Raw genomic sequence first — 24,620 nt, forward strand, 5'->3', positions numbered from 1 at the left:
GCACCTCCTACGGGTGGCAGAAGAAAAGCGCGGGAGAAACGCAAGCAGAACCACCGTGAAACCTAAGGATCGCTTCGATCGTCTGCCATCGACAGCTGTCACGCATCCGTGTCCCGGATCTCATACATCTGTCTGAAGAGGCCGTCCGCGGGTGGGAGAATGTCCGGGTGAAGGGCGATTACCAGGACCTGGTGGACGAGATCTCTGCGCTGCTCGGCGCCCCGGCGACCCTGGAGAACCGAGACTTCCGCCTCATCGCCTTCGGCGCCCACGACAGCGACGACGACACGGCGATGGACCCGGTACGGACCCGCTCGATCCTGACCCGCCAGTCGACGGCGGCGGTCCGCTCCTGGTTCGAGGGCTTCGGCATCGCCCGTGCTACCGGCCCAGTGCGCATCCCGGCGGCGCCCGAGGCCGGGGTCCTCCGGGGGCGGGTCTGCCTGCCGGTGCGGTACCGGGGCATCGCGCACGGCTACGTATGGCTCCTCGACCAGGAGCCCGGCCCCGGGGCGGCGGAGCTGGCCGCCGCCATGGAGGTGGCCGAGCGGATCGGGGTCCTGCTCGCCGAGGAGGCGAAGGCGGGCGCGGACCTGTCGCGGGAGTTCCTCGCGGTGCTCACTGCCGGGCGGGGCTGGCAGCAGGACGTGGCGGTGGCCGCGCTGCGGACGGCCCTGGGCCCGGGCGGGGACGGGCCGCACGCGGCGGTGTGCGTGGCGCCGTGGTCGGGGGAGCCGCCGGCGTCGGTGCCGGGCGCGGCGGCGGTGTGCGTCGTACCGCGGCGCGGCGGCGGCGACACGGGCGGCGGTTCGGCGGACGGCAGCGCCGGCGGTACGGGGCCTGCGGCCGGCCCGGCCCTGGCGGTCCTGCTCCGGCTGCGCTCGACGGACGCGCTGGCTCCGGCCCTGGCGGCGGTGACCCGGCTGCTGCCGCGCGCCGGTGCGGGCGCGGGGGCCGGCGGGGCTTTGGGGGCTGGCGCGGGGGCCGGCGCGGCTGTGGGGGCCGGCGCGGGCGCGGCCTCCGACTCGGGGGATCCGCAGCGCGGTGGCGTGACCGCCGGGGTCGCCGACCCGGTCCGGGCCCTCGCGGAGCTGCCCGCCGCCTGGGAGCAGGCCGTGGCCGCGGCCCGGGCGGCCGCCGCGCAGCCACGGCTCGGCCCGGTCGCCCAGTGGTCGGCCATCGGCCCGTACCGGCTGCTGGCGGCCCTCGCCGCCGACCCTGTGGACGACCCGGCGGCCCGCGCCCTGCTGGTCCCGGCCCACCGCGAACTCGCCCGCACCGCCGAGGTGTTCCTGGACTGCGCCGGCCAGGCGGGCCGCGCGGCGGCGGCCTTGGGCATCCACCGCCAGACGCTGTACTACCGGCTCGCCCGGGTGGAGCAGCTGACCGGCCTCGACCTGGACGAGGGCGAGGACCGCCTGTTGCTCCACATGGCCCTGAAGGCGTCCCGCCTGCACGGCTGACGGGTTGGCCGACGGCGGGCCGGCGGACGGGCGGAGGCCGGCGGCGGTTCCGGCTCCGCCTACTCCGAGTCGCCGCCCGGCGGCCGCGTCAGCGCGTCGGCGGCCCGCCGCATGCCCTCGGTGAACTCGTCGGCGGTTGCCGCCGTCGCCGGGTCGAACAGCCACTGGATCATCAGCCCGTTCAGCAGCGCCTGGTAGAAGGCGCCGAGCGTGCGCACGTCCCGCTCGTCGAGCCGCTCCTCCGGGGTACCGGTCAGCATCGAGATCAGCCCCCGGCGCCCCTCGCCCTGCGAAGCCGCGAGCATGGCCCGCAGCTCCGGCCGCTGATCCCCGCTCAGCGCCACCTCCAGGCTGGCCGCCCAGATCCGGCCCGACTTCTCGTGCTGCGCCAGGACGGCTTCCCACATCGCACGGAAGCGCTCCAGTGAGCCCCCCTCACCCTCCAAGCCGTCCTGGAAGACCTCCCCCCACTCCTCCATCAACGCGATGAAGGCCTGGGTGAGCAGGGCGTCCTTCGAGCCGTAGTGGTAGCCGATGGACGCCAGGTTCGTTCCCGAGGCGCTGACGATGTCGCGCGCGGTGGTGCGCACGAACCCCTTCTCGACCAGGCACTTCTTGGCGCCTTCGAGCAGATCTTCGCGATGTCCCATGGCCCCACCGTAGCAAGACGGTTGTCCTAGACGAAAGTTCTACACAATCGTTCTAGACATTCGTTTATGACATCTGTACATTGCTTCTCATGACGAACCCCGCCGCCACAGCGCGCCTCGCCGGCCGCCGCGAATGGATCGCGTTCACCGTTCTCGTGCTGCCCCTGCTCCTGGTCTCGATGGACGTCTCCGTCCTCTACTTCGCCATCCCGGCCATCACCCGGGAGCTGGACCCCAGCGCCACCCAGCAGCTCTGGATCTTCGACAGCTACGCCTTCGCCCTCTCCGGCCTGCTGATCACGATGGGCTCGCTCGGGGACCGGATCGGCCGCCGAAAGCTGCTGCTGATCGGCGCGACCGCCTTCGGTATCGCCTCGGTCGGCGCCGGCTACGCCACGAGCGCCGAGATGCTCATCGCGGCCCGCGTCCTGCTCGGCATCGGCGGCGCCACCCTGATGCCCTCCACGCTGGCCCTCGTAAGGAACCTCTTCCAGGACGACAAGCAGCGCGGCAAGGCCATCGCCCTCTGGTCCGGGGCCATGACCGGCGGCATCGCCCTCGGCTCGGTGATGAGCGGTCTGATGCTGAACCACTTCCGGTGGGGCTCGGTCTTCCTGATCAACGTGCCCGCGATGCTGCTCCTGCTGGTCCTCACCCCGGTCCTGGTCCCGGAGTTCAAGGACCCGGCCCCCGGCCGCTTCGACCTGCTGAGCGTGCCGCTGTCCATGGCCGCCGTGCTGCCGGTCGTCTACGGGCTCAAGGAGATCGCCGCCGAGGGCTTCGAGCCCCTCTACCTGGGCTCGCTCGCCCTCGGGCTGGCCTTCGGGTACGTCTTCGTCCGCCGCCAGCGCACCCGTGACGACGCCATGGTCCCCCGGGCCCTCTTCGGCAAGCGCGGCTTCGGGCCGGCCATCGGCCTCAACACCATCGCCGCCTTCGCCATGATGGGCTCGGCCTACTTCACCACCCAGTACCTCCAGTCCGTGCTGGGCATGGGCACCCTGGAAGCCGCCCTGTGGAGTCTGGCCCCCTCGGTCGTGATCGGCGCCGCGGCCCCGGTCTCCGCGGCCCTGGCGCAGAAGGTGGAGCGGGCCTACGTCATCGCCGGCGGGTTCGTCCTCGCCGCCGCCGGATTCGCCCTGCTCGGCCTCGTGGACACCGACTCCCTGTGGCTGCTGCTGACCGGCGCCGGGATGCTGGCCTCGGGCATGGTCACCGTGATGTCCCTGGTCTCGGACACGGCCCTCGCCTCGGCCCCCGCCGAGAAGGCCGGTTCCGCCGCCTCCCTGCTGGAGACGGGGCAGGAGTTCGGCGGCGCGCTCGGCATGGCGGTGCTGGGCAGCCTGAGCACCGCGGTCTACCGCAGCGACCTGGCGGACTCGGAGCCCGCCGTACGGGAGACCCTGGGCGGAGCGGTGGCCACGGCCCAGCAGCTCGGCGGGGCCGCCGGTGAGCAGGTGCTGACCCTGGCCCGCGAGGCCTTCGTCCACGGAATGCAGTACGCGGCCTGGGGCGGTACGGCGCTGCTGCTCGGGGCGGCGCTGCTCGCCGCGGCCCTGATGCGGGGGATGGAAACCCCTGCCCCGCCCGCGGCGGCGCAGGCCCAGGCTCCCGAAGCCGGCATGCAGGTGCCGACGTACAACTGACCGGTACAGGTGCGGCAGCACATGTGAGTGCCGGTGCGGGGTGTCCGGCGGAACGCAGAAGGGCCCGGGGGTCTCCCCCCGGGCCCTTCGCCGTGTCGTGCGGGTCAGCCGAGGCTGACCGTGCGCGCCGAGACCGCGCCGATCTCGTCCGAGATCTCCGCGAGGACGTTCGCCGGGACCTCCGCGTCGACGGTGAGGACCGCGAGGGCCTCGCCGTGCGCCTCGGCGCGGGCGACCTGCATGCCCGCGATGTTCAGGCCGGCCTCGCCGAGGATGCGGCCGACGGCGCCGACCACGCCCGGGCGGTCGGCGTAGCGCAGCACGGCCATGAAATCCGCGAGCGCCAGGTCCACGTCGTACTCGCCGATGCCGACGATCTTCTGAAGGTGCTTCGGGCCCGCGAGGGTGCCGGAGACCGACACCTCCTGGCCGTCCGTCAGGGTGCCGCGGACGGTCACCATGTTGCGGTGGTCCGGGGACTCCGAGCTGGTGGTCAGGCGCACCTCGACACCGCGCTCCTGCGCGAACAGGGGGGCGTTGACGTAGGAGACGGTCTCGTCGACGACGTCCTCGAAGACGCCCTTGAGCGCGGAGAGTTCGAGCACCTTGACGTCGTGCTGGGTGATCTCGCCGTAGACCTCGACATCGAGGCGGACCGCGACCTCGCCCGCGAGGGCGGTGAAGATGCGGCCGAGCTTCTCGGCGAGGGGCAGGCCGGGACGGACGTCCTCGGCGATGACGCCGCCCTGGACGTTGACCGCGTCCGGTACGAGCTCACCGGCGAGCGCGAGGCGCACCGACTTGGCGACCGAGACACCGGCCTTCTCCTGGGCCTCGTCCGTGGACGCGCCGAGGTGCGGGGTGCAGACGACCTGGTCGAGCTCGAAGAGCGGGGAGTCCGTGCAGGGCTCCTTCGCGTACACGTCGAGGCCGGCGCCGGCGACCCGGCCCTCCTTGATGGCCGTGTACAGCGCGGCCTCGTCCACGATCCCGCCGCGGGCGGCGTTGACGATGCGGACGGACGGCTTCACCTTGTGCAGGGCCTCGTCCCCGATGAGACCGAGGGTCTCGGGGGTCTTGGGCAGGTGCACGGTGATGAAGTCGGCGACCTCGAGGAGCTCGTCCAGCGTCAGCATCTTGACGCCCATCTGGGCGGCGCGCGCGGGCTGTACGTAGGGGTCGTACGCGACGACCTTCATGCCGAAGGCCGACATGCGCTGCGCGACCAGGACGCCGATGCGGCCGAGGCCGACGACGCCGAGGGTCTTCTCGCTGAGCTCGACACCCGTGTACTTGTTCCGCTTCCACTCACCGTTCTTCAGGGCGGTGTTGGCCTGCGGGATGTTGCGGGCGGTGGCGACGAGCAGACCGCAGGCCAGCTCGGCGGCGGTCACGATGTTCGAGGTCGGGGCGTTGACGACCATCACGCCGGCCTTGGTGGCGGCGGAGACGTCCACGTTGTCCAGGCCGACGCCGGCGCGGGCGACGACCCGCAGCTTCCTGGCGGCGGCGATGGCCTCGGCGTCCACCTTGGTGGCGGAGCGGACGAGGATCGCGTCGACGTCGACGATCGCGGGCAGCAGCTCGGCGCGGTCAGCGCCGTTGCAGTGCCGGATCTCGAAGTCCGGGCCGAGCGCCTCGACGGTGGCAGGCGACAGCTCTTCGGCGATGAGTACGACAGGTTTCGAGCTCACGTGGGTCCTCACAAGTCCAGTGCGGACGGCCGTCCCGACGGCCGCAGGCGGTGGAGGGGGTAGCCGCGTGGAAGACGCACGACACTGTGGGCCTGACGCGTTGTGTTGAGCAGTGTATAAGCGCTGACGGACCGGATTTCCGCCTGTACGGAAGGATCACCCTTCCGTGGTTGGCCGGGTTGGACAAGCCGGGCGTACGAGGAGACCGTTCCGGCTCGTCCGACCTGCGCGGCGGGGCCGGGACGAACCGTCCCGGCCCCGCCGCCGCGAGATCAGTTCTCGCTGCTGTCGACCCAGCTCATGAGCTTGCGCAGCTTCTTGCCGGTGGTCTCCAGCAGGTGCGCCTCGTCGGCCTTCTTGTACTCGTTGTACTTCGGCAGACCGGCCTTGTACTCGGCCATCCAGGTGTTGGCGAACTCGCCGCTCTGGATCTCCGCGAGGACCTTCTTCATCTCGGCCTTGGTGGCGTCGGTGATGACGCGGGGGCCGGTGATGTAGTCGCCCCACTCGGCGGTCTCGGAGACCGACCAGCGCATCTTCTCCAGGCCGCCCTCGTACATGAGGTCCACGATGAGCTTCAGCTCGTGCAGGCACTCGAAGTACGCGATCTCCGGCTGGTAGCCGGCCTCGGTCAGGGTCTCGAAACCGGCCTTGACCAGGGCGGAGGCGCCACCGCAGAGGACGGCCTGCTCACCGAACAGGTCGGTCTCGGTCTCCTCGGTGAAGGTGGTCTTGATGACGCCGGCGCGGGTGCCGCCGATGCCGGCCGCGTAGGAGAGCGCGAGGGCGAAGGCGTTGCCGGAGTGGTCCTGCTCGACGGCCGCGATGCACGGAACGCCGCGGCCCTCCTCGTACTGGCGGCGGACGAGGTGGCCCGGGCCCTTCGGAGCGACGAGGGCGACGTCCACGTTGGCCGGGGGCTTGATGAAGCCGTAGCGGACGTTGAAGCCGTGGCCGAAGAAGAGCGCGTCGCCGTCCTTGAGGTGGTCCTTGATGGACTCCTCGTAGATCTCGGCCTGCAGCGGGTCCGGCGTCAGGATCATGATGACGTTCGCCCACTCGGCGGCCTCGGCCACGGGGACGACCTTCAGGCCCTGCTCCTCGGCCTTGGCCTTGGACTTGGAGCCCTCCTTCAGGCCGACGACGACGTCGACGCCGGAGTCACGGAGCGACAGCGCGTGGGCGTGGCCCTGGCTGCCGTAACCGATGACCGCGACCTTGCGGCCCTGGATGATGGACAGGTCGGCGTCGTTCTCGTAGAACAGCTCGGCCACTGGGATATCTCCTTGGTGCGCTGGTGTTGCACCCACCGTACGGCGGGGAACGGAATCTGAGTTTCTGGGTCTCGCTATGCGAGCTGAAGCATGATCCGGACGGTCAGGCGCTGCGGTCGAGCGCCCGCAGGCTGCGGTCCGTGATGGACCGGCCGCCACGCCCTATGGCGATCGTGCCGGACTGCACGAGCTCCTTGATGCCGAAGGGCTCCAGCATCTTGAGCATTGCGCCGAGCTTGTCGGCACCGCCGGTGGCCTCGATGGTGACGGCCTCCGGGGAGACGTCCACCGTCTTGGCGCGGAACAGCTGGACGATCTCGACGATCTGCGACCGCGTCTCGTTGTCGGCGCGGACCTTCACCAGAACGAGTTCGCGCTCGATCGCGTTGTGCGACTCCAGCTCGACGATCTTGAGCACGTTGACCAGCTTATTCAGCTGCTTGGTCACCTGCTCGAGGGGGAGGTCCTCCACATTCACGACGATGGTGATGCGGGAGATGTCGGGGTGCTCGGTGACACCGACCGCGAGGGAGTCGATGTTGAACCCGCGGCGGGAGAACAGCGCGGCGATCCGGGCGAGGATGCCGGGCGTGTTCTCGACCAGGACGGAGAGCGTGTGCTTGGACATGTGAGTCGTTCTCTCTCTCAGGCTCTCTCGGCTCAGTCGTCTTCGTTGTCGCCGAAGTCGGGACGGACGCCCCGGGCTGCCATGACCTCGTCGTTGGAGGTGCCGGCGGCGACCATCGGCCACACCATGGCGTCCTCGTGGACGATGAAGTCGATCACGACCGTGCGGTCGTTGATCGCGTTGGCCTCGGCGATGACCTTGTCCAGGTCGGCCGGGTCCTCGCAGCGCAGCGCCACACAGCCCATGGCCTCGGACAGCTTGACGAAGTCCGGGACGCGGGTGCCCTTGCGGGGCGCGATGGACTCGCCGAGCTGGGAGCCCACGGTGTCGTGTCCGGTCTCGTCCGCGTGCAGCACAGTGTTGGAGTACCGCTGGTTGTAGAACAGGGTCTGCCACTGGCGGACCATGCCCAGCGCACCGTTGTTGATGATCGCGACCTTGATCGGGATGTTGTTCAGCGCGCAGGTGACCAGTTCCTGATTGGTCATCTGGAAGCAGCCGTCGCCGTCGATCGCCCAGACCGTGCGCTCCGGCATGCCGACCTTGGCGCCCATGGCGGCCGGGACCGCGTAGCCCATGGTTCCGGCGCCGCCGGAGTTCAGCCAGGTGCGGGGCTCCTCGTACTTGACGAAGTGCGAGGCCCACATCTGGTGCTGGCCGACGCCGGCCGCGTAGATGGTGCCCTTCGGCGCGAGCGCGCCGATCCGCTCGATGACCTGCTGGGGCGAGAGCATGCCGTCCTCGGGCAGGTCGTAGCCCAGCGGGTAGGTCTCGCGCCAGCGGCTGAGGTCCTTCCACCAGGCGCTGTAGTCGCCGGCGTGGCCCTCGGTGTGCTCGGCCTGGACGGCCTGGATCAGGTCGGCGATGACCTCGCGGGCGTCGCCGACGATCGGGACGTCGACCGCGCGGTTCTTGCCGATCTCGGCCGGGTCGATGTCCGCGTGGATGATCTTGGCGAACGGGGCGAAGCTGTCCAGCTTGCCGGTGACGCGGTCGTCGAAGCGGGTGCCGAGCGCGATCAGCAGGTCCGACTTCTGGAGCGCGGTGACGGCGGTGACCGCGCCGTGCATTCCGGGCATGCCGACGTGCAGCGGGTGGCTGTCGGGGAAGGATCCGAGGGCCATCAGGGTGGTGGCGACCGGGACCCCGGTCAGCTCGGCGAGGACCTTCAGCTCGGCGGTCGCGCCGGACTTCATGACGCCGCCGCCGACGTACAGGACCGGGCGCTTGGCCTGGCAGATGAGCTTGGCGGCCTCGCGGATCTGCTTGGCGTGCGGCTTGGTGACCGGCCGGTAGCCCGGGAGGTCCTGGGTGGGCGGCCAGGAGAAGGTGGTCCTCGCCTGGAGGGCGTCCTTGGCGATGTCGACCAGGACCGGGCCCGGACGGCCGGTGGCGGCGATGTGGAACGCCTCGGCGATCGTCCTCGGGATGTCCTCGGCCTTGGTGACCAGGAAGTTGTGCTTGGTGATCGGCATGGTGATGCCGACGATGTCCGCCTCCTGGAAGGCGTCGGTGCCGATCGCCTTGGAGGAGACCTGGCCGGTGATCGCGACGAGCGGGACGGAGTCCATGTGCGCGTCGGCGATCGGGGTGACCAGGTTGGTGGCGCCCGGGCCGGAGGTGGCCATACAGACGCCGACCTTGCCGGTGGCCTGCGCGTAGCCGGTGGCGGCGTGGCCGGCCCCCTGCTCGTGGCGGACCAGGATGTGACGGACCTTCTTCGAGTCCATCATCGGGTCGTACGCGGGGAGGATGGCGCCGCCCGGGATGCCGAAGACGGTGTCGCACCCCACCTCTTCGAGAGAGCGGATGAGGGACTGCGCACCCGTGACGTGCTCAACTGCGGCGGACTGCTGTCCGCCGGAACGGGGCCGCGGCTGCGGATGGTGGGCCCCGGTGGCCTGCTCGGTCATCGGCATTCTCTTCTCGAAGCTGAGGGTTTTACGAGGATTCGACTCTGTGCCAGTGCAACAAAAAACCCCTCGTGCCAGGAGGCAAGCGAGGGGAGCGCGTCGGGTGCGTTGAGCGGGGACATGCTGGTCCCGGCTTCAGCCGACGCGCTTTCCAAGTACGAGAATTCGGGTGCGCATGGCATTGACCCTCCCTCTGGCGGGAGGGTGATGTCAAGTAGGTGGGACGGGCGTCTCATTATGTGAGCCTCTGCGGATGGCCATCGAGCCCCCGGGCGAACCTCCGGCCAGGGCGGGTTGGACCACTCCACCCGGTACTGGGAAAGTACCGCGCACCAGCGCGCGGCGCAGCCTGTATTCGTCGAGTGGTCCGGAGAAGGCCGTTCCCTGGCCGTGGGTACAGCCCATGGCGCGCAGCGCCTGGACCTGTTCGGGGAGATCCACCCCGTCGGCCACGGACTGCATGCCCAGGTCGTTTGCGATCCGCAACAATCCCGCCGTGATCTTGTGGAGGCGGGTGGACTCGACGACCCCCTCCACCAGGCCGCGGTCCAGCTTGAGCATGTCCACCGGGAGCCGGCGCAGGGCGCTGATGGCGGCGTAACCGCTGCCGAAGCCGTCGAGGGCGATCCCCACCCCGAGCCGGTGCAGGGCCGCCAGACGGCGCTCCAGGTCGTCGAAGGGCACCCTGGGGTCGGATACGGCCAGCTCGAGGATCAAGGCCCCGGAGGGGAGCCCGTGCCGGGTCAGCAGGGCCTCCACGGAGCCCAGGGGCATGGCGCGGTCGAGGAGCCGCTGGGCGGTCATCCGGACGGCCACGGGTACGTCGTGCCCGGCCCGGTGCCGGTCGGCGGCCTGCTCCACGGCCTCCTCCAGCAGCCAGCGCCCCAACTCGGCGGTGCGCGAGCCATCGGGGCCGGCTCCGGCCGCGCCGCCCTCGCTGTATTCGGCCACCCGGAGGAACTCCGCCGGGGTGAACAGGATCCCCTGGGCGGACCGCCAGCGGGCCTGCGCCGCCACCGCGGAGACCTCGCCGGTGGCCAGCGACACCACGGGCTGGTGCAGCAGGGCGAACTCCCCCTCGTGCAGTGCGGTCCGCAGCCGCCCCGCCAGCTCGGCCTTCCGTACGACCTCGGCCTGCATCTGCGGGGCGTACATCTCGACGCGGTCCTTGCCTCCCGCCTTGGCCCGGTACATCGCGAGATCCGCGTTGCGCATCAGGTCCGAAGGGGTGATGCCCGGGTCGGCGAAGGCCACGCCGATGCTGGCGGCGACCCGGACCTCGCTGCCGGCGATCCGGTACGGCTGGGCGAGGGTGGTGCGCAGCCTGTCGGCGATCTCGTGCACCTGGTACTCGCGGGCACCGCGGTCGCGGCTGCCGTCGCCCAGGATCAGCGCGGCGAACTCGTCGCCGCCGAGGCGGGCCGCGGTGTCCCCGGCCCGTACCGAGTCCTGGAGCCGGCGCGCGGCTTCGACGAGCAGCTCGTCGCCCGCCTGGTGGCCGATGGTGTCGTTGACGGCCTTGAAGCCGTCGAGGTCGATGAAGAGCACGGCGGTGCTGTGGTCGCCCGCGCGCCGGCCGGTCAGGGCCTGGCGGACCCGGCGGGTGAACAGGGCCCGGTTGGGCAGGTCGGTGAGCGAATCGTGCTCGGCGCTGTGCTGGAGCTGTGCCTGGAGCCGGACCCGCTCGGTGACGTCCCGGCTGTTGAGGATGAGCCCGCCCTGGTGTCGGTTGACGGTGGACTCCACATTGAGCCACTCGCCGCCGCCCGACTTGAACCGGCACTCGATGCGGGTCGTGGGCTCCTCGGTGGGCGGCGCGGCGAGGAAGCGGCGCACCTCGTGGACCACCCGGCCGAGGTCGTCGGGGTGGATCAGGGTGGCGAGCTCGCTGCCGACGAGCTCCTCCGCCTCGCGGCCGTAGACCCCGGCGGCGGCGGGGCTCACGTAGCGCAGGGTGCCGGTGGGCGCGGCGATCATGATGACGTCGCTCGAGCCCTGGACCAGGGAGCGGAAGTGGTTCTCCTTCTGGGCCAGCTCCTGGGTCAGCGCGATGTTGTCGAGGAGCATGATCCCCTGGCGGATGACGAGGGCGAGCACGACCGTGCAGCCGGTGAAGACGACCACCCGGTCGACCTTCCGGCCGTCCACGACGTTGTAGAGGATCCCCAGGGTGCACACGGCGGCCGCGAGGTACGGGGTGAGGGCGGGCAGCGAGCCGGTGATCGGCCGGCTGTGCGGCCGCTCGGCGCGCAGGTGGCCGACGGGCTCCGGGCCGGGGTGGACCCGCGGGGCGCCCCAGGGTGCGTAGGCGAGGAGCAGCGAGCCCGCGAACCAGCCGGCGTCGAGCAGCTGCCCGGACTGGTACTCGGCGCTGAGCAGCGGCGAGGTGAACAGGGCGTCGCTGAGCACGGTCAGCGCGAGCGCCGCGATGGCGGTGTTGACGGCGGAGCGGTTGGTCTCGGACCGCCGGAAGTGCAGGACCAGGACCATCGACACCAGCGCGATGTCCAGGAGCGGGTAGGCGAGGGAGAGCGCGGCGCGCGGGACGCTGCCGGGGGCGCCGGACTGGGCGGTCCGGGCCGCATGGGCGAGGGCCAGGCTCCATGACAGGGTGAGCAGCGAGCCGCCGATGAGCCAGGAGTCGAGCCCGAGGCACACCCAGCCGGCGCGCGTGACGGGCCGTTTGGCGAGGACGAGCAGACCCACGATGGCGGGCGGGGCGAAGCAGAGGAAGGCGAAGTCGGCGACCGAGGGCTTCGGCACGGCTTCGCCGAGGATGACCTCGTACCAGCCCCAGACGGCGTTGCCCCCTGCGCCCATCAGGGAGGAGAAGGCGAAGAGCAGCCAGGCGGGGCGCTCACGGCTGTCGATGGCCCGCGCATAGGTGTAGCAGGAGACCGCGGCCAGCAAGCCGGCCGCGCTGAGTCCGAAGTCGCCCATGACCTCGGCGACTTCCTCCGACCCCCAGCTGAGGGCGGCACCGACGGCGTACCCGCCGCTGATCACCGCCAGGAGCAGCTGCATCGCCAGGCCCTTGCCTCCGCCCGAGAGGGACGGACGGTCCAGGAGCGCCGCCCCCGGGGCACTCACCGGTCCCCCTCGCCGGCTGGTTCCGGCGCAGCCCAGTCCCGACAGCGTCGCCTCCGGCGGCTCTGCCGCATCGGATCCTTCGTCCATTGGCCGTGCATCGCCCGTCGCCCCCCAAAGTGTCCGATCACTCCCCAGCGCCAGACGTTCGTGGCGCAGCCCCTTCTTCCGGACGATACACCACTTTCGTCACTCAGGGACATACCTTCTCTACTCTCCGTTACAAGGAAGGGAGTTGTACCCACTGCGCGCATCCGGACGACTGCGGAGCGTGCGTATCGCGCGTCACTTGGTGACCAGCACCGTGTGCTCCACGGGCTCTCCGGCGGCGAACCGGGTGAGCTGGCGCGCCAGCAGGCGCTTGGCCCGTGGTTCGAAAGCCGAGCTGCTTCCGCCGACATGAGGCGTGATCAGGACATTCGGAGCATGCCAGAGCGGGTGGCCGGCGGGCAGCGGTTCCGGGTCGGTGACGTCGAGCGCCGCGCGCAGCCGGCCCGATTCCACCTCCATCAGAAGGGACTTGGTGTCGACGACGGGGCCGCGCGCCACGTTCACGAGCAGGGCGCCGTCCTTCATGCGGCCCAGGAACGCGGCGCCGACCAGCCCGCGGGTGGCCTCGGTCAGCGGCGTCGTGAGGATCACCACATCGGCCTGCGGCAGGAGTTGGGGCAGGTCGGCAAGCGCGTGGACGGGGCCGCGGGCGCCGTCGCGCGCTGACCGGGCGACGCGCGCGATCCGCTCGCACTCGAAGGGCGCGAGCCGGTCCTCGACGGCCGCGCCGATCGATCCGTAGCCGACGATCAGGACGGACTTGTCGGCGAGGGCCTCGTGGAAGCCGCCGTGCCACTCCTCGCGGTCCTGGCCCCGGACCATGCCGGGGATGCCGCGCAGGGAGGCGAGGACGAGGGTGAGGGCGAGTTCGGCGGTGCTCGCCGTGTGGACCCCGGCCGCGTTGCAGAGCCGTACGCCCGCGTGCAGGTCGTCGAGGCCGCCCAGGACGTGGTCGATGCCGGCGGTCAGGGTCTGCACGACCTGGAGGGCGGGCATCGCCGCCAGCGGGCGGACGGTGACCTCGGGGGACTTCATGTAGGGCGTGACGTAGAAGAGGCAGTCGGCCGGATCGGCCGGGAAGGCGTCCTCACCGTCCCAGTGGCGGTACCGGAAGGTGTCGGGGAGGCCCTCGATCTCCTCGGCTGGGAACGGGAGCCAGACGTCGGCGGTCTTTGCAGTCATGATCACGAGGCTATGCCAAGCCATACGGATCAAGCCGTTAGTTTTGGGGGCGGTAGCAGGAGGGGGGACGCACGGGTGGAGCGCAGGTCGATCGGGGCGGGGGCGCTGACGGTGGGCGCCATCGGGCTCGGCTGCATGCCGATGAGCTGGGCGTACGCGCCTTCGCACCGGCGGGGTGAGGAGTCGCTGGCCGCCGTGCACGCGGCGCTGGACCTGGGGTCGAGCCTGCTGGACACCGCCGATGTGTACGGGCCGTTCACCAATGAGCTGCTGCTGGGGCGGGTGCTGCGGGAGCGGCGGTCCGAGGCGTTCGTCTCGGCCAAGGTGGGTCTGCGGGCGGGTGATCAGCACGTGGTGGCCGACGGGCGGCCCGGCTACCTGCGGCGGGCCTGCGACGCCTCGCTGCGGCGGCTGCGGACCGATGTCATAGACCTCTACCAGTTGCACCGGGTGGATCCGGACGTGCCGGTGGAGGAGACGTGGGGGGCGATGGCGGAGCTGGTGGGCGCGGGGAAGGTGCGGGCGCTCGGGTTCTGCGCACTGGGTGCGGGGGCCGGGCCGGGGGCGGGGCGGCGCGGGGACCGGGCGTACGCGACGACGGTGCGGCACCTGGAGCGGGCGCAGCAGGTGTTCCCGGTGAGCGCGGTGCAGGCGGAGCTGTCGGTGTGGTCGCCGGAGGCGGCGTGGCAGCTGCTGCCGTGGTGCGCGGCGCGCGGGGTGGGGTTCCTGGCGGCGATGCCGCTGGGCAGCGGGTTCCTGACCGGGACGCTCACGCCGGGCGAGGGCTTCGAGTCGCAGGACGTACGGGCCCGGCATCCGCGGTTCACGGCGTACGCGATGGCCTCGAACCAGGGGCTGGTGGCGGGGTTGCGGCGGGTGGCGGGGCGGCACGGGCCCGACGTCACGGCCGCGCAGGTGGCGCTGGCGTGGGTGCTGGCGCAGGGGCCGCAGGTGGTTCCGGTGCCGGGGGCGGACCGGGCGCACTGGGCGGCGGAGAACGCCCGGGCGGCGGAGGTCCGGCTCACGGCCGGGGATCTGGCCGAGATCGCGGGGCTCCCGGTCGCGGTGGAGGCCTGGGACTGATCCGCAACCACTCGATCGGGTGTACGAGTGATGGAACTTCGAGAAGTGTCCGGTCTGTTGAGACAGATGAAAGGGCACGATCGGAGGACCGGAAGGGAGCAGGGCGATGCGATACGGACGGGTGGGGACCGTGAGGCGCGCGAGGAACGCGGAGTACACGGGATACGTGGGGCACATGGGGTACACGGGGCGGGGCGCCGGGCGTCGGGGTGTGCTGGCGGCGGTCGTGCTCGCCGGGTGCGGGGCGTTGCTGGCAGCGGGATGCTCGCCGGAGGGCGGCCCGGGGGCGAGGCCGGGCGGCTCTCCACCGGGCACGGCCTCGCCGGGCTCCGGATCACCGGGGGCCTCGGCTTCGGCCTCGGCGGGAGCGTCCGCCTCGCCGGAGGCCGCCGCGCCGCCGGCCAAGGGCGCGGTGACGGTGACCGGCGAGGTCGCCAAGGGGCTGGAGTCCCCGTGGGGAGTGGTCCCGCTGCCCGGCGGGGACCTGCTGGTGGCCTCGCGGGACAAGGGGACGATCAGCAGGGTCGCGGTGGGCTCGGGCGCGGTGACGCAGATCGGGAAGGTGCCGGGGGTGGCTCCGGGCGGGGAGGGCGGCCTGCTGGGTCTGGCGCTGTCGCCCTCGTTCGCCTCGGACCGGCTGGTGTACGCGTACTTCACGACCGAGTCCGACAACCGCATCGCCCGGATGCGCTATGACGAGCAGCGGCCCGCCGGGCAGCAGCTGGGCGCACCGGACACGGTGTTCCGGGGCATCCCGAAGGGCCTGATCCACAACGGCGGCCGGATCGCCTTCGGCCCGGACAAGATGCTCTACGCGGGGACGGGCGAGACCGGTGAAACGGGGCTCGCTCAGGACAAGAAGTCGCTGGGCGGCAAGATCCTGCGGATGACCCCGGACGGGGATCCGGTGCACGGCAACCCGGAGGCGGATTCGGTCGTCTACTCCTACGGACACCGCAATGTGCAGGGCCTCGCCTGGGACAAGGACAAGCGGCTGTGGGCGGCCGAGTTCGGCCAGCACACCTGGGACGAGCTGAATCTGATCGAGCCGGGCGCGAATTACGGCTGGCCCGAGGCCGAGGGGAAGGCCGGCAGACCGGGATTCCGGGATCCGGTGGCCGTATGGAAGACAGATGAGGCCTCGCCCAGCGGGATCGCCTGGGCGGAGGGGTCGGTGTGGATGGCCGGGCTGAAGGGGAACCGGCTGTGGCGGATCCCGCTGGCCGGGACGGTGCCGGTGGCGGAGCCCGAGGCCTTCCTGGAGGGGAAGTACGGCCGGCTGCGCACGGTGGTGGCCCTCGGCGGGGACAAGTTGCTGCTGGTCACGAGCGAGACGGACGGGCGCGGGTCGCCGGAAGCGGGCGACGACAGGATCCTGACCCTGACGGTGCGGTAGCCGGCATGGCCCCGGCCGGGGGCGGAAGGTGCGGTGGGCGCGGTGTTCAACATGGTCGAGGGGCTGTTCAGTCCGGGGCGCAAGCACACGGACGAGGAGAAGAAGCGGCTGGAGCTGTCCCGGGTCGACGTCAATGACGGGGACCCGGGACGGGGCCCGATAGACCTCGACTCCGGCAAGGTGCTCATACGCCTCGACGAGCAGCCTCCGCCTGCGCGCTGACGGGCCCGGAGGGGGCGAACAGCCGCAGCCGGTGGGCGACGGCGGCCGCTTCGCCCCGGCCGGCGACGCCCAGCTTCGCCAGGATGTTCGAGACGTGCACGCTGGCGGTCTTCGGGGAGATGAAGAGCTCCTCGGCGATCTTGCGGTTGGTACTGCCGGCCGCCACCAGACGCAGGACGTCCCGTTCCCGGCTGGTCAGCCCGAGCGCCTCGACGGGGTCGGCCTGCGGTACGGGCGGCTCCGCGGGCGTGGCGACGGCGGTGAGCGGGAGCCGGGCGCGCTGCGCCAGCAGGGCCAGGTCCTCGCGCAGCCTGCGTGAGCCGAGCCCGTCGGCGGTGGCGTGGGCCGCGCGGAGCAGGGCGGCCGCGGACTCGCGGTCGCCGCCTGCGGCCAGCAGGGCCTCGGCGAGCCGGTGGCGGGCCCTGGCCAGCAGGTACGGGCGCTCCAGCGGGCGGATGGCCTCCTCGACGGCGGTCCAGTCGGCGACGGTGTCCAGGGCCTGCGCCCGGAGCAGCTCGGCGCGGAGGTACTCGGCGTGGGCGGCCCACACCGGTACCGGGGCGGGGAGCTGGCGGGCGGCGTCGCGCAGCACGTCCAAGGCGGCGTCCCGGCCGGCCTCGGCGGCGGGGAGCCCGCGCGCGTCCGCCTCGGCGGAGGCTCCGGCGAGCAGCAGCGGCCAGGCGTAGCGGTGCTGCCCGAGCGGGAACCCGTACGCGACGGCGGCGGCGATCTCGGCGCGGACGTCGGCGATCCGGCCCTCCCCCGCGGCGATCCCGACCGCGAGGCGGAACAGCGGGATCCGGTGCTGGGGCTGGGTGTCGTGCGTGCCGAAGTGGGCGTGGGCGTCGGCGAGCTGGTGTGCTGCCTCGGTCAGTTCGCCACGGGCCAGCGCCAGATACGCCAGGCGTGCGGCGGCGGAGCCGCGCGGGGCGGCGCTCTGGCCGACGAGCAGGGTCCGCCGGGCCGCCTCGGCGGCCTCGTCCCAGCGGCCGAGGCTGTAGAGGCTCTCCGCCAGATTGCCGCGTACCCAGGCCTCGGTGTCCAACAGCCGGGACTTGCGGACGAGTTTGGCGCCCTCTTCGGCCAGCTCGACGGCCTCCGAGGACCGCCCCATGGCTTCCAGCTGAGAGGTGAGGTTGATATGCGCACGACCCGCGAGCACGGTGAGGCCCAGTTCCGTGGCCCGCTTCCTGACCGCGTGCAGCTCGGTGAAGCCGAGTTCGGGGTCGCCTGTGTCGGTGAGCAGGCAGCCCAGCGTGATCCGGGCGTTGAGCTCTATCTCCTCGGCGCCGACCATCCGCGCGTAGGCGACGGCGCGTTCGGCGGCGGCGAGATTGTCGGGGCCCGGGTTGTGGAGCATGCCCCAGCCCGCGGCCCGGACCAGCACTTGGGCATGGACCTGCGAGGGCGGCAGGCCCCGGACGAGGTCCTGGGCCTTGGCGAGTTCCTCCCAGCCGTCACCGCGGGCGAGGCTGGCGACGAGCGTGGACCGCTCGCTCCAGAACCAGGCGGCACGCAGCGGGTCGTGGTCGTCTTCCAGCGTGCGCAGGGCCAGCTTGGTGATCTTCAGCGCGCGCTCGCGCTCCCCGCCGAAACGGGCCGCGACGGTCGCTTCGGCCAGCAGGTCCAGGTGCTGGAGCGGTTTGACGGCCGGGTCGCAGCCGCACGGCGGATACACATCGGTGTAGTCCGCCGGGCGCAGCGCGTCGCGGACCTCTTCCGGCGTGCTGTCCCACAGGTCCACCGCCCGTTCCAGCAGCCGCAGCTGCTCGGAGTAGGCGTGCCGGCGGCGGGCGGCCACGGAGGCGGCGAGCACGGCGGGCAGCGCCTTGGCCGAGTCGTTCGCGTGGTACCAGTGGCTGGCCAGCCGGATGACCCGCTCCTCGGCGCGGATCAGGGACTCGTCGGCCTCCAGGGCCTCGGCGTAGCGGCGGTTGACGCGGGACCGCTCGCCGGGCAGCAGATCATCGCTGACGGCCTCGCGGACCAGCGAGTGGCGGAAGCGGTAGCCGTCCCCGTCGGGGGTCGCGAGGAGGATGTTGGCTCCGACGGCGGCGCGCAGGGCTTCGATCAGCTCGTCCTCGGTGAGTCCCGCGACGGCGCGCAGCAGCGGGTACTCGACGGTGGAGCCGCCCTCGGCGACGAGCCGCACCACGCGCTGGGCCTGGTCCGGGAGGACCTCGACACGGACGAGCAGCAGATCGCGCAGGGATTCGGTGAGCCCGGCGCGGCAGCCGTTCTCCCGGGAGGCGACGAGCTCCTCGACGAAGAAGGCGTTGCCGTCGGAGCGGTCGAAGACGGAGTCCACGAAGGCCTCGTCGGGCTGGCTGGCGAGGATGCCGACAAGCTGGCGGCGCACCTCGGCCCGGTTGAAGCGGGGAAGCTCGATGCGCCGGACGGTGCGGAGCCGGTCCAGTTCGGCGAGGAGGGGGCGCAGCGGGTGGCGGCGGTGGACATCGTCCGCACGGTAGGTGGCGACGACGACGAGCCGGCCGCCGGCGAGGGCGCGGAAGAGATAGGAGAGCAGGTGCCGGGTGGAGGTGTCCGCCCAGTGCAGGTCCTCCAGGACGAGGACCACGGTGCGCTCGGCGGCGAGCCGCTCCAGCATCCGGGCCGTCAGTTCGAAGAGCCGGGCGGTGCTCTCCTCGTCGTGCGGGCCGCGCGGGGTGTCGCCGAGCTCGGGGAGGATCCGGGCGAGCTCGTCCTCCTGGCCGCCCGCGGCGGCGGCCAGCTCGCCGGGGAGCTGCCGGTGCAGGGTGCGCAGGGCCGTCGAGAACGGGGCGAAGGGAAGCCCCTCCGCCCCGATCTCCACACAGCCTCCGACGGCGACCACGGCGCCGCGGCGGGCCGCCTCGGAGAGGAATTCCTCGGTGAGGCGGGTCTTGCCGACCCCTGCCTCGCCCCCGATGAGCATCGCCTGGGGCTCCCCGGCGGCGGCGCGGGTCAGTGCGTCGGTGAGTACGGCCAGTTCGTCGGCGCGGCCGACGAACACCGGGCTGACAGATCTGGTCTCCACGTCGCCGAGCATCGCACAGGCGCCCTGGCCGGCGGCACTCGTTATCGGTGCGCTTCGCATCACGTGCCGGTCCACACGGGCCGCGACGCGGCTTACGCGGCGCGGGTGAAGCGGCTCCGGAGCCCTCTCACCGACCCTTCGGGTTCCTGGCTTCGCGACGAGGCCCGCAGCGCCTTCTTGGCCTCCCGCACCAGGCGGTACGCCTCGGCCTCGCGGATGAGGTCGGCGCTGCGGGCTGCGGCCATCTCGTACTCGAACATCTCGTACTCCCGGGATTGCGTTTCTCGGCACCTTGTTCGGTGTGATCCAAGCTTCGCTTCCCAGGGGGTGCCGGGACATCGGGCGCATGCCGCATCTACCGGGGGCAGGGGTCCTTAGGCCCGGGCCGCAGGCCCTCAGGGGCACGGACGGCTACTAGGCCCGTACTTCGCAGGTCACCCGTTAGGAACGCCTCAACTCAAGATCGTTGGCCGATCTCGGCCGCGTTGGCCCAGCCGTGACAGACCGCACGGCGTCAACTATCCGATGGCGACCGATCGCGACCGGTTGATCTTCACGATCGGGTGACCTGCGAAGTCCGGGACTAGGGAGGTGCCTTACCGGCCCTGGAGCTGCCCCGCCCAGGGCGCTGTGGCCTCGTCGAAGTGCGCCTTGTTCCGCGCGAGGTGAGTCGCATGCGTAGTACCGGTCAGTACGACTGCGCGAGGGAAGGTGGCCGCGTGGAACCGGAAAGGATCGGGTGATGGTGCGAGCGCCCCGGACGCCATCGGGCGATTGAGGAGCGGCAGGCAGTCGGCGCCCCTCTGGCCGAAGGCATTCGAGAGGTGGGTGGCCGTCTCGTTCGCGGGGAACTGAATCGTGTCGAACACACCCGTGCCGACGGCCGCCTGCAGCGCCTCCGGCGTGGAGACGCTGACGCCGATCGCGCCGACGCGGCCGGTCGCCCGCACAGACGCGAACCACGCGAGGAGCGCGTCGTCGCGCATGTCGTCCAGGCCGCACTTGTGCAACTGGAGCAGATCGATCCGGCCCAGCAGGTCGGCCGAGCGCTCCAGACTGGACTCCAACGCGCCCGACCGAGTGGTCGATGCGGTCGGCGTCGTCCTTCGGTCGGGTGCTCGTCCAGCCGCTCGTGCGGCATCCCGGGCGTCTCCGTCATGTCGGGCAGTCCCCCGTGGACGTTCCTCAGCCGGCTGCCTTCGGGACGGCGAGGAGGAGGTCGAAGTACATGAGGACGAAGAGCAGGATGCCGAGGGCGCCCAGGGCGATGGACGCCCACGAGACGGACCGCACCCAGGTGGGCAGGTGGCGCTCGGGGCTGGCGAAGGCGGGGAGGGCCAGTACGAAGACGGCGATGATCAGGGCGAGGGTGGAGAAGATGCCGTTCACGAGGGCGGTGCTGTGCCACGGGCCGACGAACTGGGCGGCGATCTGCGCGTTGGCGTCGGCGGCCTGGCTCAGTTCCAGGCGGGCGGCGATGCTCGAGCGCTCGGACACGATGCCGGCGACCCAGCTTCCGCTCAGGGCGACGACGGAGAGCCCCGCGGCCACGATCGCCGAGGCAGCGGCTCCGGCATGGCTCGGCTGCTCGTCGTCCTCGGCCTGCTCCGCGGCGAGCTCCTCGGCCTCCGGTTCGGCATCCTCGAGTTCCAGGCCGGCGGCTTCGGCCGGGGCTTCGGTGTCGGCCTTGTCCAGGTCGACGGCGTTCGGGGCGGGGGTCTTCGTGGTGTCCATGCGGGGCACCGTAGGCGGCCCGTCTGAGAGGTTCATGAGAAATTCGGCGGGCCCCGCGGCGGCGGGGCCCGCCGACGGCTCAGGCGGGGCGGACTGCGGGCCATTCGTGGGCGAGGACCGCCCAGATCTCGGTGCTCTGGCGCACGCCCCGGTGCAGGTGGTTCTCGCGCATCACGCCCTCGCGGGTCAGGCCGAGCCGCTCGGCGACCGCGATGCTCTTCTTGTTCTCCGTGGCGACGTGCCACTCCACGCGGTGCATGCCGCGCCCGGTGAAGGCCCAGTCGATGAGCACCCGGCAGGCGGCGGTGACCAGCCCGCGTCCGGCGGCTGCGGGCTCCAGCCAGCAGCCGACCTCGCAGTTGCCGGCGGCCGCGTCGAAGGCCGGGTAGAGCACGCCGCCGACGAGGGTGCCCTCGACCCAGATGCCGAAGAACCGGGTGCCGTCGTTCGCGGCCTTCTCGGCGTTGGTACGGAGCAGCTCGCGCGCCGAGTCCAGGTCGGTGGCGCGGTCGGGGAAGCCGACGTACTGGCCGATGTACTCGCGGCCGCGGTCCATGTGGGCGAGGAACTCCTCGGCGTGCCACACCTCCAGCGGCTTGAGCTGGGCGTCTTCGGCCAGGTCTATCGCGAACATGCGTGGGAGTCCTTACTGGTCAGCGGGACACGGGTACGGCGTCAGCCGGCTCCGCGGTGTCTCCGCTCGGCCGCTGTGCCGGAAGTTTCGCATGCGGAAGGCGGTCCGGGGGCTCGATGCTGATCTTGGGCAGCCGCCGGTCGAGCCAGGCGGGCAGCCACCAGTTGGCGCCGCCGAGCATGTGCATGAGGGCCGGGACGAGCAGGGTGCGCAGGACGAAGGCGTCGAGGGCCACGGCCGCGGCGAGCGCGATGCCGAACATCGCGATGATCCGGTCGCCGCTGAGCACGAAGGCCAGGAACACGGAGATCATGATGACGGCCGCCGAGTTGATGACCCGGCTGGTCTCGGCGAGGCCGACGCGGACGGCCCGCCTGTTGTCGCCGGTCTCCAGCCATTCCTCGTACATCCGGCTGACGAGGAAGACCTGGTAGTCCATCGACAGTCCGAAGAGGACGGACACCATGATCACGGGCAGGAAGGGCTCGATCGGCCCGGCGCTGCCCAGGCCCAGCAGCTCGCTGCCCCAGCCCCACTGGAAGACCGCCACGACCACCCCGGAGGAGGAGGCGACGGCGGCGACGTTCATGGCCGCCGCCTTGGCCGGGATGCCGATCGAGCGGAAGGCCAGCAGCAGCAGGACGCAGCCGAGGGCGATGACCACGCCCACGAACAGCGGCAGCTTCCCGATGACGACCTCGGCGAAGTCGTCGTAGCCGGCGGTCACCCCGCCGACGTGGGCCTCCATGGAGTTGCCCTGCCCGGCGCGCGGGATGACGTCCTCGCGGAGCGTGTCGACGAGGTCGCTCGTGGCCCGGGACTGGGGGGCGGAGTCCGGCACGACGGTCAGGACGGCGGTGTCCCCGCTCCGGTTGAAGACGGCCGGGCCGGTGGAGGCGACGCCCTTCGTCGTACGAATGGCCTGCACGAGGTGGTCGACGGCGAGGCGGTCGCCGGCTCCGTCGAGGCGGGCGACGACGGTGAGCGGGCCGTTCGTGCCGGGGCCGAATCCCTCGGCCAACAGGTCGTAGGCCTGCCGGGTGGTGGAGGCGGCCGGGTTGTTGCCCTGGTCGGAGGTACCCAGGTGGAGGGAGAGCGTGGGCAGCGCCAGCACCAGCATGACGACGGTGGCGAAGGCGCCGAGCAGCTTGGGGTACCGCTCCACGAAGGCCGACCAGCGGGCGGCGAACCCGGTGGTCCGCTCGGGCTGCGGGCCCTCGGCGGCGAGTGTGCGGCGCTCGCGGCGCGAGAGGGCGCGCAGGCCGATGGCGGAGAGGAGGGCGGGGAGCAGGGTGACGGAGGCCGCGACCGTCAGGACCACGGTCACGGAGGCCGCCAGCGCCACGCCGCTCAGGAAGTTCAGCCGCAGCACCAGCATGCCGAGGAGCGCGATGCAGACGGTGGCTCCGGCGAAGACGACGGCCCGGCCGGTGGTGGCGACGGCGTTCTCGGCGGCCTCCTCGACCGGGAGTCCGCGGGCGAGGCCCTTGCGGTGCCGGGTGACGATGAACAGCGCGTAGTCGATGCCGACGCCGAGGCCGACGAGGGTGCCGAGCATGGGGGCGAAGTCGGCGACGGGCATCGCGTGGCCGAGCAGGGTGATGCCGAAGTACGCGGTGCCCACGCTCACCAGCGCGGTCGCGAGGGGCAGCAGGCTCGCGGCGAGCGAGCCGAAGGCCAGGAAGAGGACCAGGGCCGCGACGGCGACGCCGATGACCTCGGCGAGGTGGGCGGTGGGGGCCTCGGTCAGGCCGATGGCGCGGCCGCCGAGTTCCACTTGGAGGCCGTCGGTCTGGGTGGCCGGGTTCTTGGCCGCGTCGACGACCGCCTGGGCCTGGGCCGTGGGTACGGAGTCGGCCGGCCGGTCGAAGGTGACCACGGCGTAGGCGGTGCGCCCGTCGCGGCTGATCTGCGCCGCGCTCTCGGCGCCGGGCCCGTAGGGGCCGGCGACCGATCCCACGCCGGGGAGGCGGGCGATGGAGTCCAGCGCCCGGGCCATGCGCTCCTCGACGGCCGGGGTGCGGACGCTCTGGTGCGCCGGGGCCCGCCATACGACGGTGTCCGTGTCTCCGCCCTGCCCGTGGAAGCCCTCGCGCAGGAGGTCGTCGGCCTTGCCGGATTCGGTGCCGGGGACCTCGTAGTCGTTGGAGAACGCCGATCCGGCGGTCGTCGCGGCCGCCGCCGTCCCGCCGAGCGCGAGCAGCCAGATCAGTACGGCGAGGAGTCGGTGCCGCATGCACCACCGTGCGATTGCTGACAACGGACGTGCTCCCTGGTGGTTCGGATCTTTACCTGGGACAGCCCGTCGCAAAGAACGCACAACTCTTCAAATGGATATACACCGCCACGATCTCAGCGTTTCGTGATCGTTGGTCCCATTCGTGTGCACCGTCACAGAGGGGCGGGGAATTGCGGGGCGCAGGTCACCGCAGGGCGTGGACGGCGGGCCGTTCCTCGTCGCGGACATCGCGGTCGTCGGGGGCCTCGCGGTCGTCGGGGGCCTCGCGGTCGTCGCGGGCATCGCCGGCCTCGCGGTCGTCGCGGGCGTCGGGCTCGTCGACCCGGTAGCCCGGGATGGAGGGCCAGCGGACGGTGAGGACCACCGCGTCCTCCTCCGCGTACCAGGAGTGGTCGACTCCGCGGCCCCAGAGCACGTAGTCCCCCTGCTCGGCGAGAACGACGGTCCGCCCCGGGAACTCAAGCCGGAAGCGTCCGCTGATCAGCACCAGCAGCGCGGTGCGCCGCTCGGCGGTCGCCCAGCGCTCGCGCTCCTCGCCCTTGGCGTGGACACCCCACTTGATCTCCACGTCCGCGCTGTGGCGGGGGTCCTCGGGGTCCTTGAAGTGGCCGAGGAGCCAGCCGCGGTCGGCGGCCGCGTCGGCGGCCGCCTTGCCGGTGTAGATGGTGGAGTCGTCGTTCACGGGGGTGAGGTTAATGCAGTTGTGGG

Annotated in this window: 18 protein-coding genes and 1 pseudogene; 5 read left to right on the forward strand and 14 right to left on the reverse strand. The window is 71.9% G+C overall.

The window, feature by feature from the left end; all coding sequences use genetic code 11:
- Positions 1-167: 167 nt before the first annotated feature.
- Complete coding sequence (locus J7E94_RS03060) at positions 168-1,463, forward strand: CdaR family transcriptional regulator (protein WP_215012076.1); 1,296 nt, start codon at positions 168-170, stop codon at positions 1,461-1,463.
- A gap of 59 nt (positions 1,464-1,522) precedes the next feature.
- Here J7E94_RS03060 and J7E94_RS03065 read toward each other — a convergent pair whose 3' ends face one another.
- Positions 1,523-2,113, reverse strand: a complete 591-nt coding sequence (locus J7E94_RS03065; RefSeq protein WP_215012079.1) for a TetR/AcrR family transcriptional regulator — start codon at positions 2,111-2,113, stop codon at positions 1,523-1,525.
- Between the two features lie 89 nt (positions 2,114-2,202).
- Here J7E94_RS03065 and J7E94_RS03070 point away from each other — a divergent pair, with 89 nt between their 5' ends.
- On the forward strand, positions 2,203-3,759 hold the full coding sequence (locus J7E94_RS03070; protein WP_215012081.1) for an MFS transporter: 1,557 nt from the start codon (positions 2,203-2,205) through the stop codon (positions 3,757-3,759).
- Between the two features lie 104 nt (positions 3,760-3,863).
- Here the strand turns inward: J7E94_RS03070 and serA are convergent, their stop codons facing one another.
- The 6 genes from serA to J7E94_RS03100 form a co-directional block, all read right to left on the reverse strand.
- Entirely contained in the window at positions 3,864-5,453 is a 1,590-nt protein-coding gene (gene serA, locus J7E94_RS03075; RefSeq protein ID WP_215012083.1) for a phosphoglycerate dehydrogenase, read from the reverse strand.
- A 272-nt stretch (positions 5,454-5,725) separates the two neighbouring features.
- Positions 5,726-6,727, reverse strand: a complete 1,002-nt coding sequence (gene ilvC / locus J7E94_RS03080) for a ketol-acid reductoisomerase (protein ID WP_215012085.1) — start codon at positions 6,725-6,727, stop codon at positions 5,726-5,728.
- A gap of 103 nt (positions 6,728-6,830) precedes the next feature.
- A complete protein-coding gene (gene ilvN, locus J7E94_RS03085) occupies positions 6,831-7,355 on the reverse strand; it encodes an acetolactate synthase small subunit (RefSeq protein WP_031150278.1) in 525 nt (174 codons plus the stop codon).
- Positions 7,356-7,387: 32 nt separating this feature from the next.
- Positions 7,388-9,274 carry an acetolactate synthase large subunit gene (locus tag J7E94_RS03090; RefSeq protein ID WP_215012087.1) on the reverse strand — a complete coding sequence of 629 codons (1,887 nt, stop codon included), beginning with the start codon at positions 9,272-9,274 and terminating at the stop codon, positions 7,388-7,390.
- Between the two features lie 204 nt (positions 9,275-9,478).
- The gene (locus tag J7E94_RS03095) at positions 9,479-12,292 is read right to left on the reverse strand and encodes a bifunctional diguanylate cyclase/phosphodiesterase (RefSeq protein WP_251056068.1); all 2,814 of its coding nucleotides are present in this window, start codon (positions 12,290-12,292) and stop codon (positions 9,479-9,481) included.
- Positions 12,293-12,640: 348 nt separating this feature from the next.
- Positions 12,641-13,588: a 2-hydroxyacid dehydrogenase gene (locus J7E94_RS03100; protein WP_215012090.1), complete on the reverse strand. Its 948-nt coding sequence runs from the start codon at positions 13,586-13,588 to the stop codon at positions 12,641-12,643.
- A 75-nt stretch (positions 13,589-13,663) separates the two neighbouring features.
- Here J7E94_RS03100 and J7E94_RS03105 point away from each other — a divergent pair, with 75 nt between their 5' ends.
- The 3 genes from J7E94_RS03105 to J7E94_RS03115 all read left to right on the forward strand — a co-directional run bounded on the left by J7E94_RS03105 (position 13,664) and on the right by J7E94_RS03115 (position 16,289).
- Positions 13,664-14,671, forward strand: a complete 1,008-nt coding sequence (locus J7E94_RS03105) for an aldo/keto reductase (protein ID WP_215012091.1) — start codon at positions 13,664-13,666, stop codon at positions 14,669-14,671.
- Between the two features lie 175 nt (positions 14,672-14,846).
- Complete coding sequence (locus J7E94_RS03110; protein ID WP_215012212.1) at positions 14,847-16,067, forward strand: sorbosone dehydrogenase family protein; 1,221 nt, start codon at positions 14,847-14,849, stop codon at positions 16,065-16,067.
- Between the two features lie 51 nt (positions 16,068-16,118).
- Positions 16,119-16,289, forward strand: coding sequence for a DUF6191 domain-containing protein (locus tag J7E94_RS03115; RefSeq protein ID WP_251056070.1), 171 nt, complete (start codon positions 16,119-16,121; stop codon positions 16,287-16,289).
- Here the strand turns inward: J7E94_RS03115 and J7E94_RS35295 are convergent.
- From J7E94_RS35295 to J7E94_RS03150, 7 genes and pseudogenes are all read right to left on the reverse strand, one after another.
- Positions 16,252-19,317 carry a helix-turn-helix transcriptional regulator gene (locus J7E94_RS35295; RefSeq protein ID WP_215012214.1) on the reverse strand — a complete coding sequence of 1,022 codons (3,066 nt, stop codon included), beginning with the start codon at positions 19,315-19,317 and terminating at the stop codon, positions 16,252-16,254. The two genes, J7E94_RS03115 and J7E94_RS35295, sit on opposite strands and share 38 nt — an antisense overlap.
- An 80-nt stretch (positions 19,318-19,397) precedes the next feature.
- Entirely contained in the window at positions 19,398-19,565 is a 168-nt protein-coding gene (locus J7E94_RS03125; RefSeq protein WP_215012093.1) for a hypothetical protein, read from the reverse strand.
- A 336-nt stretch (positions 19,566-19,901) separates the two neighbouring features.
- Complete coding sequence (locus tag J7E94_RS03130; protein WP_215012094.1) at positions 19,902-20,372, reverse strand: hypothetical protein; 471 nt, start codon at positions 20,370-20,372, stop codon at positions 19,902-19,904.
- 118 nt (positions 20,373-20,490) lie between these two features.
- Positions 20,491-21,039, reverse strand: a complete 549-nt coding sequence (locus J7E94_RS03135; RefSeq protein ID WP_215012096.1) for a hypothetical protein — start codon at positions 21,037-21,039, stop codon at positions 20,491-20,493.
- Positions 21,040-21,118: 79 nt separating this feature from the next.
- A complete protein-coding gene (locus J7E94_RS03140) occupies positions 21,119-21,673 on the reverse strand; it encodes a GNAT family N-acetyltransferase (RefSeq protein ID WP_215012098.1) in 555 nt (184 codons plus the stop codon).
- A gap of 19 nt (positions 21,674-21,692) precedes the next feature.
- Complete coding sequence (locus J7E94_RS03145) at positions 21,693-23,933, reverse strand: MMPL family transporter (protein ID WP_215012100.1); 2,241 nt, start codon at positions 23,931-23,933, stop codon at positions 21,693-21,695.
- A 274-nt stretch (positions 23,934-24,207) separates the two neighbouring features.
- Positions 24,208-24,594 (reverse strand): annotated as a pseudogene (locus J7E94_RS03150) (signal peptidase I); the annotation flags it as partial.
- Between the last annotated feature and the right edge of the window lie 26 nt (positions 24,595-24,620).

It is taken from the genome of Streptomyces sp. ISL-94 (assembly GCF_018614075.1).
GTDB lineage: Bacteria > Actinomycetota > Actinomycetes > Streptomycetales > Streptomycetaceae > Streptomyces.